This window comes from Pseudomonas sp. AN-1 (assembly GCF_034057115.1).
In the GTDB taxonomy this organism is placed as follows: Bacteria; Pseudomonadota; Gammaproteobacteria; order Pseudomonadales; family Pseudomonadaceae; genus Geopseudomonas.
In genome coordinates this window covers 3,838,952-3,855,713 of record NZ_CP139195.1, presented here as the reverse complement: position 1 = coordinate 3,855,713, position 16,762 = coordinate 3,838,952, and the positions used below count along the sequence as shown (strand labels likewise).

At 65.6% G+C, this 16,762-nt stretch carries 16 protein-coding genes; 10 read left to right on the top strand and 6 right to left on the bottom strand.

What is annotated here, in order from left to right:
• Window positions 1-39 precede the first annotated feature (39 nt).
• Together hpaD and SK095_RS18155 are read right to left on the bottom strand one after the other, a co-directional pair.
• On the bottom strand, window positions 40-891 hold the full coding sequence (gene hpaD, locus SK095_RS18160) for a 3,4-dihydroxyphenylacetate 2,3-dioxygenase (RefSeq protein ID WP_320547070.1): 852 nt from the start codon (window positions 889-891) through the stop codon (window positions 40-42).
• A gap of 280 nt (window positions 892-1,171) precedes the next feature.
• A complete protein-coding gene (locus SK095_RS18155) occupies window positions 1,172-2,215 on the bottom strand; it encodes an AraC family transcriptional regulator (protein ID WP_320547069.1) in 1,044 nt (347 codons plus the stop codon).
• A 236-nt stretch (window positions 2,216-2,451) separates the two neighbouring features.
• Here SK095_RS18155 and SK095_RS18150 point away from each other — a divergent pair, with 236 nt between their 5' ends.
• From SK095_RS18150 to SK095_RS18135, 4 genes are read left to right on the top strand one after another with little or no spacing between them, the layout of a single operon-like run.
• Complete coding sequence (locus tag SK095_RS18150; protein WP_320547068.1) at window positions 2,452-3,957, top strand: efflux transporter outer membrane subunit; 1,506 nt, start codon at window positions 2,452-2,454, stop codon at window positions 3,955-3,957.
• Complete coding sequence (locus tag SK095_RS18145) at window positions 3,954-6,092, top strand: FUSC family protein (RefSeq protein ID WP_320547067.1); 2,139 nt, start codon at window positions 3,954-3,956, stop codon at window positions 6,090-6,092. The genes SK095_RS18150 and SK095_RS18145 overlap by 4 nt, the downstream gene beginning before the upstream one ends.
• A gap of 4 nt (window positions 6,093-6,096) precedes the next feature.
• On the top strand, window positions 6,097-6,297 hold the full coding sequence (locus SK095_RS18140; RefSeq protein ID WP_201485258.1) for a DUF1656 domain-containing protein: 201 nt from the start codon (window positions 6,097-6,099) through the stop codon (window positions 6,295-6,297).
• A gap of 17 nt (window positions 6,298-6,314) precedes the next feature.
• On the top strand, window positions 6,315-7,196 hold the full coding sequence (locus SK095_RS18135; RefSeq protein ID WP_320548923.1) for an HlyD family secretion protein: 882 nt from the start codon (window positions 6,315-6,317) through the stop codon (window positions 7,194-7,196).
• Here the strand turns inward: SK095_RS18135 and SK095_RS18130 are convergent.
• Together SK095_RS18130 and SK095_RS18125 are read right to left on the bottom strand one after the other, a co-directional pair.
• Window positions 7,184-8,119, bottom strand: a complete 936-nt coding sequence (locus tag SK095_RS18130; RefSeq protein ID WP_320547066.1) for a LysR family transcriptional regulator — start codon at window positions 8,117-8,119, stop codon at window positions 7,184-7,186. The two genes, SK095_RS18135 and SK095_RS18130, sit on opposite strands and share 13 nt — an antisense overlap.
• 256 nt (window positions 8,120-8,375) lie before the next feature.
• Entirely contained in the window at window positions 8,376-8,630 is a 255-nt protein-coding gene (locus tag SK095_RS18125; RefSeq protein WP_136491248.1) for a DUF2790 domain-containing protein, read from the bottom strand.
• Window positions 8,631-8,890: 260 nt separating this feature from the next.
• Between SK095_RS18125 and SK095_RS18120 the strand changes: the two genes are divergently transcribed.
• The 6 genes from SK095_RS18120 (at window position 8,891) to SK095_RS18095 (ending at window position 13,192) form a co-directional block, all read left to right on the top strand.
• On the top strand, window positions 8,891-9,046 hold the full coding sequence (locus SK095_RS18120) for a hypothetical protein (protein WP_320547065.1): 156 nt from the start codon (window positions 8,891-8,893) through the stop codon (window positions 9,044-9,046).
• A 15-nt stretch (window positions 9,047-9,061) separates the two neighbouring features.
• Window positions 9,062-9,271, top strand: a complete 210-nt coding sequence (locus SK095_RS18115) for a hypothetical protein (protein WP_320547064.1) — start codon at window positions 9,062-9,064, stop codon at window positions 9,269-9,271.
• A gap of 116 nt (window positions 9,272-9,387) precedes the next feature.
• Window positions 9,388-10,485, top strand: coding sequence for a WYL domain-containing protein (locus tag SK095_RS18110; protein WP_320547063.1), 1,098 nt, complete (start codon window positions 9,388-9,390; stop codon window positions 10,483-10,485).
• Window positions 10,486-10,490: 5 nt separating this feature from the next.
• The gene (locus tag SK095_RS18105) at window positions 10,491-10,634 is read left to right on the top strand and encodes a hypothetical protein (RefSeq protein ID WP_320547062.1); all 144 of its coding nucleotides are present in this window, start codon (window positions 10,491-10,493) and stop codon (window positions 10,632-10,634) included.
• Between the two features lie 78 nt (window positions 10,635-10,712).
• Window positions 10,713-12,386: a hypothetical protein gene (locus SK095_RS18100; RefSeq protein ID WP_320547061.1), complete on the top strand. Its 1,674-nt coding sequence runs from the start codon at window positions 10,713-10,715 to the stop codon at window positions 12,384-12,386.
• Between the two features lie 59 nt (window positions 12,387-12,445).
• Window positions 12,446-13,192, top strand: coding sequence for a hypothetical protein (locus tag SK095_RS18095; protein WP_320547060.1), 747 nt, complete (start codon window positions 12,446-12,448; stop codon window positions 13,190-13,192).
• 113 nt (window positions 13,193-13,305) lie between these two features.
• Here the strand turns inward: SK095_RS18095 and typA are convergent, their stop codons facing one another.
• Together typA and thiI are read right to left on the bottom strand one after the other, a co-directional pair.
• A complete protein-coding gene (gene typA, locus SK095_RS18090) occupies window positions 13,306-15,126 on the bottom strand; it encodes a translational GTPase TypA (protein WP_136491253.1) in 1,821 nt (606 codons plus the stop codon).
• Window positions 15,127-15,267: 141 nt separating this feature from the next.
• On the bottom strand, window positions 15,268-16,725 hold the full coding sequence (thiI, locus tag SK095_RS18085; RefSeq protein WP_320547059.1) for a tRNA uracil 4-sulfurtransferase ThiI: 1,458 nt from the start codon (window positions 16,723-16,725) through the stop codon (window positions 15,268-15,270).
• Window positions 16,726-16,762: the final 37 nt, after the last annotated feature.

The window sequence follows — 16,762 nt, the reverse complement described above, 5'->3', positions numbered from 1 at the left end:
GGGCGCCGAACGGCGCCCTTCGCTCTTCCCGCCCCCGCCTCAGACGAGCGGGAAGAGCACGTTGCACTGCCCGGTGCCCGAGCTCTCGAAGTACGGGGTGAGCACCTCGGCTTTCCCCTGGTAGTTCTTCCAGCCGAGCAGGCCGTAGAGCATCGCGGTGTCGTGCATGCCGCCCTCGCCGTCGCAGTCGCGGGCGTACTGCGGCAGCATGTCGAGGAAGTCGGCGTGGTCGCCGCGCTGCCACATGTCCATCACCTTGAGGTCGACCTGCTTGTTGAACGGCCGGCTGATCTTCTGCAGGTGGTCGCTGACCTCGCGGTTCGGCGCGATGCGGTGCGACAGCGAGCCGCTGGCGAGGAAAGCCACCCGGCGGTCGGAAGCCTCCACCGCCTGGCGGATCGACTCGCCCATGGTCTTCGAGTCTTCCAGGTGCGCGTCGTACAGCCAGGCGGCGATCGAGACGATCTTCACGCTCTTGTCGATGCCCATGTAGCGCAGCGGCACCAGGGTGCCGTACTGCAGGCCGAGCGACGGCACGTCGGTGTGGCTGCGGGTGAACACGTCGTTGGCGCAGGCCGCGGCGGCGATGGCGTCGCCCAGCTCGGCGTCGCCGACGTAGTCGTAGGGCAGGTCGCGGATGAAGTGCGGGAACTCGGTGCTGGTGTACAGGCCCGAGCAGTCGGTGTTGGCGTTGATGTGGTAGCCGGCGTTGACCAGCCAGTGGGTGTCGGCGACCACGATGGTGTCGACCGCCAGCTCGCGGACCAGCTCGCCCAGACGACGATGCCCGGCGATGGCGGCGGCGCGGCAGCCGTGGTGCGGGCCGGGCTGCTCGGAGATGAACATCGACGGGACGTGGGTGACCTTGGCGGCCAGAACGATCTCACCCATGGCGGCTTCCTCTTGTTGTGGTCTCGGGGACTGGCGCCGGAGTGGCGCCTGGTGCGTCCAGTATCCGCACAGGCCGCAGGGAGAGCATTGCCGCTGGCGGCAAAAGACTAGCCTTTACGCGCAACCTTCTGCATGCAGAGGCTATCCGTAGGGTAGGTAACTCGCGCAGCGATTACCTGCCGATCGGTGCATCGCTAGAAGATCGCTGCGCGAGTGGCCAGCGACTTGTAGGGGCGAATTAATTCGCCAAAAAGTCCCGTAAAGGCGAATGAATTCGCCCCTACAGGGGACCGGCACCCTCGCCAGCCGCCGGGCGCAGCCGCGCCCGGTAGCGGCTCGGCGTCTCGCCGGTCCAGCGCTTGAAGGCGCGGTTGAAGTGGCTCGGCTCGGAGAAGCCCAGCGCGTAGGCCAGCGCGCTGAACGGCTGCTGCGACTGCTGCACGTAGCGCCGCGCCAGGCTGGCGCGCACCTCGTCGAGGATCTCGCTGAACGAGGTGCCCTGGCGCGCCAGGCGGTACTGCAGGGTGCGCGGGCTGCTGCCCAGCTCGGCGGCCACCGCCTCCAGGCTCGCCGTGCCGCCGGGCAGCAGCTCGAGCAGGCGCGCACGCACCTGCAGCGCCGGGTTGAGCAACTGGTGGCGGGCCAGGTACTCGGCCACCAGACGGTCGTTCTGCCGCGCCAGCTCCGGGTTGCCGGTGGGCAGCGGGCGCTGCAGCTCGGCGCCGTCCAGCAGCAGGCTGTTGCCTTCCGCAGCGAACTGCACCGGCGCGGCGAAGTGTTCGCGCCAGGGCGCGGGATCGGCCGGCGCCGCGCGCATCAGGCTGACCGCGCGCGGCGCGAAGCTCGGCCCGCGCATGTCCTGCAGCAGCTTGCTCACCGCGCCGAGGAAGTAGTCCACCCCTTCCGGGGCGATCTGTGGCTGGCCGTCGATCTCCTGCACCAGCATGCGGAAGCGGAAGGCGTCGCCCTCGGCTTCCAGGGTCAGGTCGGCGCCGTCGTTGAGCAGCGCGGCGAAGCGCACCATGCGCTCCAGCGCCTCCAGCAGGGTGCTGCTGGCCCACAGCGAGAAGCCGAGGGCGTGGAAGGTGGTCGGGCAGACGAAGCGTGCGGCGTGCAGGCCGATGTCGGCATGCCCGGTGCGCGCCACCGCCAGCGGCCAGAAGCGCCGGGTCAGCGCCGAGGAGAAGCGCGCCTCCTGGGCGTACTTGGCCGCCGGATCGGCGCCGGCCTCGGCCAGCAGGGCGTCGGCGTCCACCCCCAGCGCCTCCAGGGTGCGGGTCACCGCGGCCAGCCAGCCGGCCACCACCGAGGATGTCTGCGTCATCTGCTGCCCCCACTGCGAGCGATTGCGGACGCGCAGCCTAGCGGGCGGCGCGCCGCTCCATCTTGCGCCGGATCAGTGCGGCCGGCAAAAGGCCACCCCGGCCAGCCGCCGCATTGTTACGGACGGCACAACTGAGCTTCTCCGCCACCACGATTTATCCACTGCCAGCCGCCTCCCTAGAATCCGGTTGCCGCATTTCCCGCCGCGTTTCCCCGTTTTCGCCAGGATCTCCCGCCTTGTCTTCTCGCACCTGCCTCGCCGGCGCCCTGCTCGCCTCCGCGCTCGTCCTAGGCGGCTGCATGAGCACCGGCGGCATCGCCCCGCAGCAGGCGCGCCTGGACGCCAACACCCTGAGCCCCGGCGCCGCCCTCGCCCAGGCGCGGCGCGAGGCCGGCTGGCCGCGGGAAAGCTGGTGGCAGCAGTACCACGACCCGCAGCTCGATGCCTGGATCGCCCGCGCCCTGGAGCACAGCCCGAGCCTGGACGAGGCCGAGGCGCGCGTGCGCCAGGCCATGGCCCTGGCCGAGGTGACCCGCGCCGCCGAGGCGCCGCAGCTCGGCGCCAGCGCCAGCCTCAGGCGCCAGCACTGGCCGGACGACGCCCTGCACGGCCCCGGCGCGCTGGCCGGCAGCAGCCACTGGAACGGCGACGCCGGCCTCGGCCTGCGCTACGCCCTCGACCTCTGGGGCCGCGAGCGCAGTGCCAGCGAGGGCGCCCGGCACGCCGCCTACGCCAGCGCCGCCGCGGGCCGGGTGGTGCAACTGGAGCTGGAGCGCAACATCGTGCTGGTCTACGTGCAGCTGGCGCTGCGCCATGCCGAGCGCGACATCCTCAAAGCCACCCTGGCCCAGCAGGAGCACATCCTCGCCCTCGCCCGCCGCCGCCTGGCCGGCGGCCTGGGCACCGCCTTCGAGGTCAGCCAGGCCAGCGCGCCGCTGCCGGAGACCCGCCGGCAGATCGCGGAGCTGGACGCGCGCATCGCCCTGGCCGGCAACCAACTGGCCGCCCTCGCCGGCCAGGGTCCCGGTGCGGCGGCCCAGCTGCAGCGGCCGAACCTGCAGCTCACCGCCCAGCCGAGCCTGCCGGCGGTGCTGCCCGCCGACCTGCTCGGCCGGCGTCCCGACGTGGTCGCCCGGCGCTGGCAGGTGGCCGCGCGCGCCAGCGGCGTGGACGTGGCGCGCGCCGACTTCTATCCCAACATCGACCTGGTCGCCGGCCTCGGCTTCGGCGCGGTGGGCGGCGGCGCACTGGCGCTGCTGCAGGCCGGCAAGCTCGGCGGCAGCATCGGCCCGGCGCTGTCCCTGCCGCTGTTCGACGGCGGCCGCCGGCGCGGCCGGCTGGGCGCCGCCAGCGCCGCCTACGACGCCGCGGTGGCGCGCTACAACCAGACCCTGATCAGCGCGCTGCGCGAGATCTCCGACCAACTGATCCGCCTGCGCTCGCTGGACGAGCAGCAGCGCCTGGCCGCCGAGGCGACCGCCACCGCCGAAGCCAGCTGGCGCATCGCCGAACAGGCCTGGCGCGGCGGGCTGACCGACTACCTCGCCGTACTCGAGGCGCAGACCCGCCTGTTCGCCCAGCAGCGCGTGCAGCAGCAGGTGTGGGCGGCGCGCCTGGCCGCCCACGCCGAGCTGATGGCCGCCCTCGGCGGCGGCCTGCTCGACCCGCAGCACGGCCCCGCCGAGCGCCTGCTCGAACCGCGCCGCGTGCCGGTGCTGTCTGCCGGAGCCGGCTCACGATGAGCCTGCGCGACGACCTGACCGTGTGGGCGCGCAGCGAGGGCCTCTGCTGGATCTTCATCTTCAAGATGCTGGCGGCGGCGCTGACCACCCTGTGGCTGGCGATGCGCCTGGACATGCCGCAGCCGAGCACCGCGGTGATGGCGGTGTTCATCGTCATGCAGCCGCAGAGCGGCCAGGTGATCGCCAAGAGCCTGCACCGCCTGCTCGGCACGGTGATCGGCCTGCTGGCCATGCTGCCGCTGATCGCCCTGTTCAACCAGGAGCCGGTGCTGTTCCTCGGCGGCATGGCGCTCTGGGTCGCCCTGTGCACCGCCGGCGCGGCGCGCTACCGCGACCTGCGCAGCTACAGCTGCCTGCTGGCCGGCTACACCGCCACCCTGGTCAGCCTCACCGCCATCCAGCATCCGCAGACCGCCTTCATCCAGGCGCTGTGGCGGGTGCTGGAGATCGGCCTGGGCGTGCTGTGCTGCTCGGTGTTCAGCGCCGCGATCCTGCCGCAGAGCACCGGCAGCGCCATGCGCCAGGCCGTCGCCCGGCGCTTCGGCGACTTCGCCGCGCTGGCCGTGACCCACCTGCACGGCGGCGACCGAGCCACCCTCGAGGCCGCCCAGGCGCGCCTCGCCGCGCAGACCGTGCGCCTGGAAACCCTGCGCAGCATGAGCGGCTACGACGACCCGCAGCTCGCCCTGCGCATGGGCCGCCTGAGCCGCCTGAACCACGACTTCATGGCCATCGGCAGCCGCTTCCACGCCCTGCAGCAGCTGCTCGCGCGCCTGCGCAGCCAGGGCGCCAGCCTGGCCCTGGACGCCTTCGTCCCCTGCCTGGACAGCCTGAGCGGCCTGCTCGCCCCCTGGCAGCAGCGGACGCTGGACGAACGCGGCGCCGCCGAACTGGCCACGCAGCTGGAGGACTACCGCGCGCGGCTGCTGCCGCTGATCCGCCAGTGCCGCGCCGGCCTCGGCGGGCTGCCCGCGGACAGCCCGCTGCGCCTGGACTTCGACACCGCCGCCGAGCTGCTCTACCGCCTCGCCGACGACCTGCACGACTACGCGCAGACCCACGCCGCGCTGGCGCCGGCCCGCCATGAGCGCGAGCGCGGGAGCGAGCGCTTCGCGCCACGCGCCAACCGCCTGGCCGTCGGCGTCGCCGCCCTGCGCATGCTGCTGCTGATCGGCCTGGGCAGCGCCCTCTGGCTGCAGAGCGCCTGGCCCAGCGGCCACATGTTCCTGATCACCGCGGTGATCATCGGCTCCCTGTGCTCGGCCTCGGCCAATCCGGCGCGCATGGCCCTGCAGATGGCCGGCGGCACCTTCCTCGCCGCCCTGTTCGGCTTCGTCGAGAGCTTCCTGCTATTCCCGCGCATCGGCGGCTTCCCCATGCTCGCCCTGGCGCTGGCCCCGGTGTTCCTGTTCGGCCTGTACCTGGTCACCCGCCCGCGCTGGGCCGGCTACGGCCTGGGCCTGCTGATCCTGTTCGGCTTCGGCACCCTCCCGGCCAACTTCACCGTTCACGACCCGGCCAGCCTGCTCAACAACTACATCGCCCTGGTGCTGTCGCAGCTGCTGGTGGCGGTGGTGATGGCCTGCGTGCTGCCGCCCAACCGGCCGTGGATGTGGCGCCACCTCGAGCGCGACCTGCGCCGCCGCGTGGTGCATGCGGTGCGTGCGCCGCTCGCCGGGCTGCCCGCGCGCTTCGACAGCTCCACCCGCGACCTGCTGACCCAGGCCCACGACCTCGCCGCCGGCCACCCCGCGGTGCAGCGCGACCTGCTGCGCTGGATGACCCTGGTGCTGGAGATCGGCCACGCGGTGATCGAGCTGCGCCAGGAGAAGGCCGCGCTGCCCGACGAGTCCAGCTACGCCGCGGGCACCAGCTGGCGGCTGGCCTTCGACGCCCTCGCCGCGGCGCTGGTGCGGCTGTTCGCGCGGCCCACGCCGGCGCACCTGAGCCAGGCGCTGGCTCGGGTCGAGCGGGCCATCGACGCCGTGCGGCGCACCCCGGAGGCGCGCGCGCCGCACTTCGCCAGCTCGCCGCTGCGCCGCCTGGAAAGCTACCTGCACTTCATCCGCACCGCCCTGCTCGACCCGCACTCGCCGCTGGCCGAGCGTCTGCCCGGAGCCGCCCATGCTGCCTGATCCCCTGCCGCGCGAGATCGCCTTCCACGGCGTGCTGCTGCCCAGCGTCGCCGCACTGTTCCTGCTCGCCATGCTGCTGACCTGGGGCCTCGACCGCCTGCTCGCCGGCAGCGGCGTCTACCGCCACGCCTGGCACCCGAGCCTGCTGCGCATGGGCCTGTTCGCCTGCGTGTTCGCCGGCCTGGCCCTGACCGTTTACCCCTGAGCCGGAGACCGTCCATGTTGTCCCGCCAATCGATCATCAGCTTTCTCGCCACCCTCGGCGTGGTGCTCGCCGCCCTCTGGCTCGGCCGCAGCCTGTGGGTCAACTACATGGAATCGCCCTGGACCCGCGACGGCCGGGTGCGCGCCGACGTGGTCACGGTGGCGCCGGACGTCGCCGGCCTGGTGCTGGAGGTCCCGGTGCACGACAACCAGACGGTGAAGAAGGGCGACCTGCTGCTGCAGATCGACCCGGCGCGCTACCGGCTGGCCGTCGACGAGGCCCGCGCCCTGGTCGCCGCACGCCGGGCCAGCCTGGCGATGCGCGAGCAGAACGCCAGGCGGCGCCTGGCGCTGGACGAGCAGGTGGTGTCGCGCGAGGACCGCGACGACGCCGCCAACGCCGCCGCCGCGGCGCGCGCCGAGTACCGCCGTGCGCTGGTGCAGCTGGAGCAGGCCGAGCTGGACCTGGCGCGCACCCGCGTGCTGGCCCCGGTGGACGGCTACGTGACCAACCTCGCCGTGCGCCCCGGCGACTACGCCCAGGCCGGTGCGGCGCAGCTGGCGGTGGTCGACCGCCACTCCTACTGGGTCTACGGCTACTTCGAGGAGACCAAGCTGCCGCTGCTCGAGATCGGCGCCAGGGTGGACATGCAGCTGATGAGCGGACAGCGTCTCGAGGGGCATATCGAGAGCATCGCCCGCGCCATCTACGACCGCGACAACCCGCAGAGCCGCGAGCTGATCGCCGACGTCAACCCGACCTTCAACTGGGTGCGCCTGGCCCAGCGCGTGCCGGTGCGCATCGCCCTCGACCGGGTGCCCGACGGCGTGCTGCTGGCCGCCGGCATCACCTGCACGGTGATCGTGCGCCAGGGCGCGGCGGCCGCTCAGGCCCAGTAGGCGGGATTGCCCAGATCGGCCGCATCGCGCGCCAGCAGCCGCGGCAGCTCGGCCTTGAGCAGCTCGATCCAGGTCTTGATCTTGGCGTCGAGGAAGCGCCGCGAGGAGTACAGCGCATACAGGCTGCGCTCCTGCAGCTGCCACTCGGGCAGCACCCGCACCAGGCTGCCCTCGCGCAACGCGCGGGCGGCGACGAAGTTGGGCAGCAGCCCCACGCCCATGCCGGCCACCACCGCCTGCACCATGGCCTCGGAAACGTTGGCCTGGAAGCCATCGCCGGGGCTGATCACCTGCCGCTCGCCGGCGCGCTCGAACACCCAGTCGCCGGGATACACCGGGTCGAGCAGGCGCAGGCAGCGGTGCTCGCGCAGCGCCTCGGGACACGACGGCGTGCCCAGGCGGCGCAGATAGTCGGGCGCGGCGCACACCACGTTGAAGACCTCGCCCAGACGCTGGGCGACCAGTTCGGAATCCGGCAGCTCGCGGCAATGGGTCACCACCACGTCGTGGCCTTCCTCGAGCAGATCGGGGGTGCGCTGCGACAGGCTGAGATCGACGTCGACCTGCGGATACAGCTCGGCGTAGCGCACCACCAGCGGCATCAGGTACTGGGTGCCCAGGCCGGTGAAGGAGTGCACGCGCAGGCGGCCGCGTGGGGTCAGATGCGCGCCGCTGGCCTCGGCGGCGGCCTCGTCGACCTGGACGAGGATCTCCCGGCAGCGCTGCAGGTAGCGCTCGCCGGCCTCGGTCAGGCGCAGGCGGCGGGTGGTGCGATAGAGCAGGCGCGTGCTGAGACTGGCCTCCAGGTCGGAGACCAGCCGCGACACCTGGGCGGTGGACAGCTCGAGCGCCTGGGCGGCCGCGGTGAAGCTGCCGCTGTCGATGACCCGGGCGAACACCCGCATGGCCTGCAATACATCCATGGGAAAGACGACCTCCGCGAACAGGGATGGGGCCGATCCCCACGCGCCGGCCGCCGCTGCCAGCATAACGCAGCCGCGGCGCGCCACCGCATGGGAACGACAGGCCTCCCTGCCTCGGACGGCGGCGCCCTGCCGAACGGCAAAACAAAAAAAGGCAGGCTCAGGGAGCCTGCCTAACAGGGAGCGTTGAGAAGTCAGAAACTTCGCGGGGCACTCCGTGGAGAAACGGGAAAGGAAGCGGATTACGGCAAACGGCTTACTCGCAGTACATGTCCTGCTTGGTGTAGCTGATGGTCTTCACCTGGCCCTGGGAATCGCGGTAGGTCATCTCGGTCGGCACCAGCTCGCAACGCCCGTGGGGGGCTTCATTGATGGCGATCACCTCGGCGACATCCAGATTCATGCCGTAGGTGTAGGCGGTCGCCTGCGCGTCGTTGCCTGCCGAAGCCTCGGCGGCGAAGGCCCCGGTAGAGGCCAGCATGACGGTCAGGAACAGAGCTTTGGATTTCATGAGCAACTCGACCTCTTGGGTGGAAAGCCGCCCGGAGGCTGGTTCGCTGCCGGGCATGGACATATTTTCCGCCCCGCCCGCCGCGGGAAAAATGCCGATGTGGAGAAGCCTGTTTTGCGTGGGGTGCAACAATCCGCGCCGCCCCGCTGACGGCGCAACCTGTGCCGGAGGCGGCTGGGCGCATGCGCTGCGACACAGGCTGTCGCGCCAGCATGGAAGATACGGAAGACCGCCCGATGCCTCCCGCAAGGAGCAACGCCATGCTGAAGAACCTTCTCGCCGCCGTCGGCCTGATCTTCGTCGCCCGGAAGGGCTACGCGCACTACCGGGAATACCGCGCACTCAAGCAGGAAAACGAGGAACTGCAGGAACAGCTGGCCAAGCGCCAGGCCCAGCCCCGCCCTGACCTGCAATGACCCGGGAGCCTCCGCATGCCGATTCCGCCACCGCCCTCCACCTTCCGCTGCACCGACTGCGGCTGGTGCCGCACCGTCATCCCGCGCAGCGATGCACTGGTCCTCGGCGTCGACTGGTTCGAGCACTGCCCGCAGTGCGGCAGCCAGACGCTGCAATGGCGCCCGGCCAGCGCCGCCGAGACCTTCAGGGCCAGGCTGCAGCAGCTCCTTGGCGGCAGGCACTGAGCGCCCGACAAGGCACTGCCCCGCTAGTGGCCAAATGCCCATCCGCCGTCTTACACTCGCCGACAAGCGGACACCGGTCACAGGCCATCCGCCAACGTCGACACGGAAGCCGCACGATGTCCGAAACCAAGGATCCCCTGTTCCGCTACCTCGCCCTGCTGCAGCTGATCCCGCGCTGGCCGGGGCGCATCGCCACCCCTACCCTGCTGGAAAGGCTCAGGGACAAGGGTTTCGAGATCGACAAGCGCTCCCTGCAGCGCGACCTGCGCGACAAGCTGGCCGGGCGCTTCCCGATCCTCTGCGACGACAGCCAGCGCCCCTACCGCTGGAGCCTCGACCGCGACGCCGCCCATGGCCTGCCCGCCCTCGACACCGCCTCCGCGCTGGCCCTGCACCTGGCCGAAAGCCACCTCAACACCCTGCTGCCGCAGAGCGTGCTGGACCAGCTCAACCCGCACTTTCGCAGCGCCCGCGACTACCTCGACGGCATGGAGCGCAACGGCCTGGCCCACTGGGCGCGCCGCGTACGCACCCTGCCCAACGGCAAGGCCCTGCTCCCGGCCCCGCTGCAGCCGGCGATCTGGACGCAGGTCTGCACCGCCCTGCTCGAACGCCGCCAGCTGCGGGTCGACTACCTGAGCCGCAGCAAGGGCGACGCCAGGAGCCTGCGCATCCACCCGGCCGGCCTGGTGTCGCGCCACTCCAGCAGCTACCTGATCGGCACCGCCAACGACTACGCCGACCTGCGCCAGTTCGCCCTGCACCGCATCCGGTCCGCCGAGCTGCTGGACGAACCGGCCCGCGAGCACCAAGGCTTCGACATCGACCGCTACATCGAAGGCGGCGCCTTCGCCTGGCGCCAGTCGCCCGACGAAGTCGAACTGATCGCCGACGTCTCCCCGCAGATCGCCTGGCTGCTCGACGAAACCCCGCTCAGCCGCCAGCAGCACCTCGAAGCGCTGCCCGACAGCGACTGGCAACGCCTGCACGCCCGCGTGCCGCTGGACCAGGAAACCCTGTGGTGGATCTTCGGCCTCAACGACCAGATCCGCGTGCATGCGCCCAAGGTGTGGGTGGAGGAGATCGGGCGGAAGGTGGAGAGGTTGCGGGGGATGTATGCGCAGCCGGCTGGATGCGACACAGGCTGTCGTAGCGCCATGGAAGATGGTGGGCAGACCGAGCAAGCCTCTCGCCAGTACGCCACACAGGAGTGAACGTCATGCTGAAGAACATCCTTGCCGCTGTCGGCCTTTACTTCATTGCGAAGAAGGGCTACGAGCATTATCAGGAGTACAGCGAGTTGAAGCGGGCGAAGGAAAATCTTGAGAAGAAAATTAATCGGGAGCAAGAAATAAATTCTTAAACATAAAAATTTAAAAGCACTAGAAATCCCGAAAATCGCAAAATAGCTCAAGCCACCCGAAAGAAAAGCACGCACCCTATGAAAATCATTGACTGCATTAACTGCAACCAAAAGCTAAACATCCCAGAAAACAAACACCAACTAAAGGTAAAGTGCCCAACCTGCAGTGCCAAATGGCTATGGAAAAATGAATCTATAGCGACCATAACCTGCATATCCTGCCATCAGGTACTACGCATCCCCACAGACAAAGGAAACCTCAAAGTAAAGTGCCCACAGTGTAATTCCTCATGGAACTTTGAGACCAATAAAAGCCAACTGGGAGACCTTGGCAGCCATAGCGGAACAGCTGCCGGCGCAATCGGAAGCGCAGAAAATTTTGCAGAAAATGTCATATTAAACGCAGAAAGGGGGCATGGCTTTGCCGCTGAAAAGGCCAACCACCTTTATGACAAAATGAGGCTGCAGGATGCAAAAATCGTTGGCCATGACAACCAGAAAAATGGCGCCGACCGGCTGGTAGATGGAGTTTACATACAAACAAAATACTGCAGAACAGGCTCAAAGTGCGTATCTGAAGCATTCGATGAATCAGGATACAGATACTGGAACACAAATGGCACACCAATGCAACTAGAAGTGCCATCAGATAAATATGAAGACGCAATAAAAGCCATGGAAGAGAGAATTAAGAAAGGCCAAATAAAAGGCATAAACGACCCCTCCAAGGCAAGAGAAATTGTTCGAAAAGGCAGTTTCACGTATGAACAAGCACGAAACATTGCAAGATTCGGAACAATTGAAAGCCTGACCTACGACGCAGTAAACGGGATAAAACTTTCCGGAACCGCAATGGGTATATCCTCTGCCATCTCTTTCGCTGTCAGGATTTGGAGTGGAGAAGAATGGGAGGTAGCACTAAAGTCGGCATGCTACGACGGCCTGAAGACTGGCGGGATAGCATGGATAAGTAGCATCATCACCGCCCAAGCTGGCAGGACCGGCATTGAGCAGAGTCTGCGAGGGACTACAGACTGGATTGTAAAGCAAGTCGGCCACAAAGCATCCGCATGGATTGCAAATGGAGTTCGCAGCGGAAACAATATTTATGGGGCAGCAGCATCAAACTACGTCAGCAAACTACTACGCGGCAACATCGTAACCGGCGCAATAACGACACTCGTCATATCTTCGGTAGATTTTGCAAGACTCTTCAATGGAAAGATATCCGGAGCCCAAGCATTCAAGAACGTAACAAAAACAGCAGCAGGAGTTGCGGGCGGAACTGGAGGATGGATGGGAGGTGCCGCTGCAGGCGCAGCATTAGGCTCTGCTATCCCAGGAATAGGAACTGCAATTGGCGGAGTTGTTGGAGGAATAATTGGCGGCCTCGCTGGTGGAGCAACCGCAACCAAAGCAACATCACTACTACTTGATGAGTTCATAGAAGACGATGCTAACAAGATGCTGGAGATAGTCAAATCCGTCTTTGGCGAACTCGCCTTCGACTACCTCCTCAGCCAAAATGAAGCAGAAAAAGTAATAGAAAAATTCAAAAAAATAGACATCCCTGACTTTCTAAGGGAAATGCATGCTTCAAAAAACAGAAAAGAGTTCACAGCACAAAAATTCACCCCATGGATCGAAGAAGAAGTAAAGAAACGGGAGAAAGTAAAGCTACCTTCCGAGAAAGCCATTGCGAAATACACAGGACTGCTAATCGAGGAGCTAACTGAAGCGCAGCCCGCCTAACCAATCCACCAATAAATTGACTACGACAACCGCAAAAACCAACAACCAGAAAGCACATTATGCAAAAAGAAAATAAAACACTGCTAGTAATTTATTCTCAAGAATACGAATTCCACGCAAAAAAAATAACAAACAAAGTACGCAACCTCCACAAAGAAACAAAACCAACACCAATACACATAGAGGACATAGATTATCTTGAGAAATTACCAAATTACCACGCTATGATAATAATTGGCGGAGCCGCCGAAAACAAAGCGGCAGAACTTCACGAGACCAGTTTCAACAAGTACTTTATAGACCAATTCTTTGGACACAGCATCAGCAGCGACGGCAAAAAAGCAATAATATTTACAACAGAAGATGCCTCAGAAAAACCCAGAATAATGACAAAAAGCAAACATGCAGACTTTTATACGACCTCTTCAGGAGAAGCCTCACAGTCAACTGACGAAATCATGACAAAAGAGGACAGAATAAGATGCAAAATAGAAAAACCAGAAAGCACCAAAAATAATTTTAGCTCAGAGTTCTTGGAGCAAATAAAAATCGACAAATCGGTATTTAAGGCAAAATATCTTCTTGGCCCAGCATCATCATGGGCACTAGATAAAGCCTACAAAGCCATCACAAAGGACCTTTTAATTGAAATAGAAAAAACGCACGAAGAAAACAAAAAACTAAAACTCCTCCTTCAAAGCCTACAAAATGAAACAATTAAAATTTCCAACGCATTTCACATGAGCGAATCTGTATCACATTTCATGGAAAATGTTTTTCCGATATGGCATTCACGCAGCTTATAACCCGGCATCCGAGCAGCCTATCCTTGGAAATTTCAGCGGAAACGAGGCAAAAAGCCCCGCCTGGCTCTCGCCAGACGGGGCTTTTCATTTCAGCTCAAGGCCGACTCAGCCGATCAGACCTTGCTGCGCTCATACCGCTTGCGGTCGTTCTCGTTGAGCATCTTCTTGCGCAGACGGATCGACTTCGGGGTCACTTCCACCAGCTCGTCGTCGGCGATGAATTCCAGCGCCTGCTCGAGGGTGAACTTGATCGGCGGAACCAGGGCGATGACCTCGTCCTTGCCAGAAGCGCGCATGTTGTCGAGCTTCTTGCCCTTGGTGGGGTTGATCACCAGGTCGTTGTCGCGGCTGTTGATGCCGCACAGCTGGCCTTCGTAGATTTCCTGGCCCGGCTCGAGGAACAGCTTGCCGCGGGCCTGCAGGGTTTCCAGCGAGTAGGTCAGCGCGGTGCCGGTGGCCATCGACACCAGCACGCCGTTCTGGCGGTTGGTCACTTCGCCGGCCTTGATCGGGCCGTAGTGGCTGAAGGTCGAGGTGAGGATGCCGGTGCCCGAGGTCAGGGTCAGGAAGTTGTTGCGGAAGCCGATCAGGCCGCGCGCCGGGATGGTGTACTCCAGGCGCACACGGCCCTTGCCGTCGGGGATCATGTTGGTCAGATCGCCCTTGCGCAGGCCCATCTGCTCCATCACCGGACCCTGGTGCTGCTCCTCGATGTCGATGGTGACGTTCTCGTACGGTTCCTGCTTCTCGCCGGCCTCGTTCTCGATGATCACCACTTCCGGGCGGCCCACGGCCAGCTCGAAGCCTTCACGACGCATGGTTTCGATCAGCACCGACAGGTGCAGCTCGCCACGACCGGAAACCTTGAACTTCTCCGGGGACTCGCCCTGCTCGACGCGCAGCGCCACGTTGTGCAGCAGTTCCTTCTCCAGACGGTCCTTGATGTTACGGCTGGTGACGAACTTGCCTTCCTTGCCGGCGAACGGCGAGTCGTTGACCTGGAAGGTCATGCTCACGGTCGGCTGGTCGACGGTCAGCGGCGGCAGCGCCTCGACGTTGTTCTGGTCGCACAGGGTGTCGGAGATGAACAGCTCGTCCATGCCGGAGACGCAGACGATGTCGCCGGCGGTGGCTTCCTCGACCTCGACGCGCTGCAGGCCGGAGTGGCCCATGACCTTCAGGATGCGGCCGTTGCGCTTCTTGCCGTCGGCGCCGATGGCGGTCACCGGGGTGTTGGTGCGCACCTTGCCGCGGGCGATGCGGCCGATGCCGATGACGCCGAGGAAGCTGTTGTAGTCCAGCTGGGAGATCTGCATCTGGAACGGGCCTTCGACGTCCACCACCGGGGCCGGCACGTGGTCGATGATCGCCTGGAACAGCGCGTCCATGTTGTCGTCCATGGCCTCGTGGTCCATGCCGGCGATGCCGTTCAGGGCGCTGGCGTAGACGATCGGGAAGTCCAGCTGCTCGTCGGTGGCGCCGAGGTTGTCGAACAGGTCGAAGATCTGGTCGATGACCCAGTCCGGACGCGCGCCCGGGCGGTCGATCTTGTTGACCACGACGATCGGACGCAGGCCGGCCTTGAAGGCCTTCTGGGTCACGAAGCGGGTCTGCGGCATCGGGCCGTCCTGGGCGTCGACCACCAGCAGCACGGAGTCGACCATGCTCATCACGCGCTCGACCTCACCGCCGAAGTCGGCGTGGCCGGGGGTGTCGACGATGTTGATGTTGTAGCCGTTCCACTTGATGGCGGTGTTCTTGGCCAGGATGGTGATGCCGCGTTCCTTTTCCTGGTCGTTGGAGTCCATCACGCGCTCGTTCTCGGCTTCCTTGCGGTCGAGGGTGCCGGAGAGCTTGAGCAGCTTGTCGACGAGGGTGGTCTTGCCATGGTCGACGTGGGCGATGATGGCGATGTTGCGCAGTTGTTCGATCACTGGGGTGTCTTCTCGATAGGTAACGCTTGGATTCGGATGCCGGACGGGATTGTTCCCGCCTGCCGGCGACAGCTTGATTAACGCGGGCAGCGCCAATCGGGGGGGCGGTGGCGGATGCTGCCCCCCAGCAGGCCCGGCTGCCTAGGCCGGACGATAAACGCGCACATTGGCATGCCCCTCGCTGAGCAGGTGGTGGGCATGCAGGCGGCTCATCACGCCACGGTCGCAGTACAGGAGGTACTGGCGGTTGGCATCCAGTTCCTTGAAACGGTTGTTGATCGCGTAGAACGGCAGGGTCTGCACCTCGATGCCGGGCAGCAGCAGCGGCTCGTCCTCGGCGGCGTCGGGGTGGCGGATGTCGAGGACGATCTGCCCGGGCAGCGCCTCGCGCACCTCCTCGACCTGCAGGTCCTGACCCAGCTCGTCGATCAGGTTGTCGATGGTCACCTTGCGCGCGCGCTCCAGGGCGCGCTCGAGGATGGCCATGTCGAACTGCGCCTCCTCATGCTCGACGCGGTAGCGCTTGGCGCGGGTGGTCGGGTTGACCGAGATGACCCCGCAGTACTCGGGCATGTTCTTGGCGAACTCGGCGGTGCCGATGCGCGTGGCGGTGTCGATGATGTCCTGCTTGTGCGCGGCGATCAGCGGGCGCAGTACCAGGGTGTCGGTCACCGCGTCGATCACCGACAGGTTGGGCAGGGTCTGGCTGGACACCTGGGAGATCGCCTCGCCGGTGACCAGCGCGTCGATGTGCAGCTCGTCGGCGATGCGCGACGCGGCGCGCAGCATCATGCGCTTGAGCACCACGCCCATCTGGCTGTTGTCGACCTTGCCGAGGATCTCGCCGACCACTTCCTCGAACGGCACGCTGATGAACAGCACGCGGTGCGAGCGGCCGAACTTCTCCCACAGGTAGTGGGCGACTTCCATCACCCCCAGCTCATGGGCGCGGCCGCCGAGGTTGAAGAAGCAGAAGTGGGTGAGCAGGCCGCGACGCATCATCTGGTAGGCCGCCACGGTGGAGTCAAAGCCGCCGGACATCAGCACCAGGGTCTGCTCGATGGAGCCCAGCGGATAGCCGCCGAGGCCTTCGTGGCGGGCGTGCTCGACCAGCAGGCGGTCGTAGCGCGCCTCGAAGCGCACCTCGACCTCGGGATGCTTGAGGTCGATGCCGGAGGCAGAGCACTCGCGGCGCAGGCGGCTGCCGACGTGGGCGGCCAGGTCGACCGAGGAGAAGTCGTGGGTGTTGCCGGAGCGCTTGCAGCGCACCGCGAAGATCTTGCCGGAAAGCTTCGCACCAAAATGCAGCTTGCACTTCTCGGTGACGTCGTCGAAGTCGCCCAGCGGGTACTCGTGCACCTCGAGGAAGTGGGCGATGCCCGGCGTGCAGCGCAGGCGCTCGAGCATCTCGCGCAGCACCTGCGGGTCGCTGACCTGGGTCTGCACCTCGACGTTGTCCCATTCGCCCTCGGTCTGCAGCGCCGGATCGAGATCCCTGAGCACGGTGCGGATGTTCTTGCCGAGCTGGCGGATGAACTGCTTGCGCACCGGCCGGCTCTTGATGGTGATTTCCGCGAAGGGTTTGACGATCAGTTTCATGGGCGAACGGCGCGAAGGCAGGAGCAGCGAAAAGAGG

Bases quoted from the DNA above. Each gene is read 5' to 3' on its own strand.
- hpaD (WP_320547070.1), bottom strand. From the start codon at position 891: ATGGGTGAGATCGTTCTGGCCGCCAAGGTCACCCACGTCCCGTCGATG.
- SK095_RS18155 (WP_320547069.1), bottom strand. From the start codon at position 2,215: ATGACGCAGACATCCTCGGTGGTGGCCGGCTGGCTGGCCGCGGTGACC.
- SK095_RS18120 (WP_320547065.1), top strand. From the start codon at position 8,891: ATGCTGAAGAACCTTCTCGCCGCCGTCGGCCTGATCTTCGTCGCCCGG.
- SK095_RS18100 (WP_320547061.1), top strand. From the start codon at position 10,713: ATGAAAATCATTGACTGCATTAACTGCAACCAAAAGCTAAACATCCCA.
- SK095_RS18105 (WP_320547062.1), top strand. From the start codon at position 10,491: ATGCTGAAGAACATCCTTGCCGCTGTCGGCCTTTACTTCATTGCGAAG.
- SK095_RS18110 (WP_320547063.1), top strand. From the start codon at position 9,388: ATGTCCGAAACCAAGGATCCCCTGTTCCGCTACCTCGCCCTGCTGCAG.
- SK095_RS18095 (WP_320547060.1), top strand. From the start codon at position 12,446: ATGCAAAAAGAAAATAAAACACTGCTAGTAATTTATTCTCAAGAATAC.
- SK095_RS18125 (WP_136491248.1), bottom strand. From the start codon at position 8,630: ATGAAATCCAAAGCTCTGTTCCTGACCGTCATGCTGGCCTCTACCGGG.
- SK095_RS18115 (WP_320547064.1), top strand. From the start codon at position 9,062: ATGCCGATTCCGCCACCGCCCTCCACCTTCCGCTGCACCGACTGCGGC.
- thiI (WP_320547059.1), bottom strand. From the start codon at position 16,725: ATGAAACTGATCGTCAAACCCTTCGCGGAAATCACCATCAAGAGCCGG.
- SK095_RS18130 (WP_320547066.1), bottom strand. From the start codon at position 8,119: ATGGATGTATTGCAGGCCATGCGGGTGTTCGCCCGGGTCATCGACAGC.
- SK095_RS18145 (WP_320547067.1), top strand. From the start codon at position 3,954: ATGAGCCTGCGCGACGACCTGACCGTGTGGGCGCGCAGCGAGGGCCTC.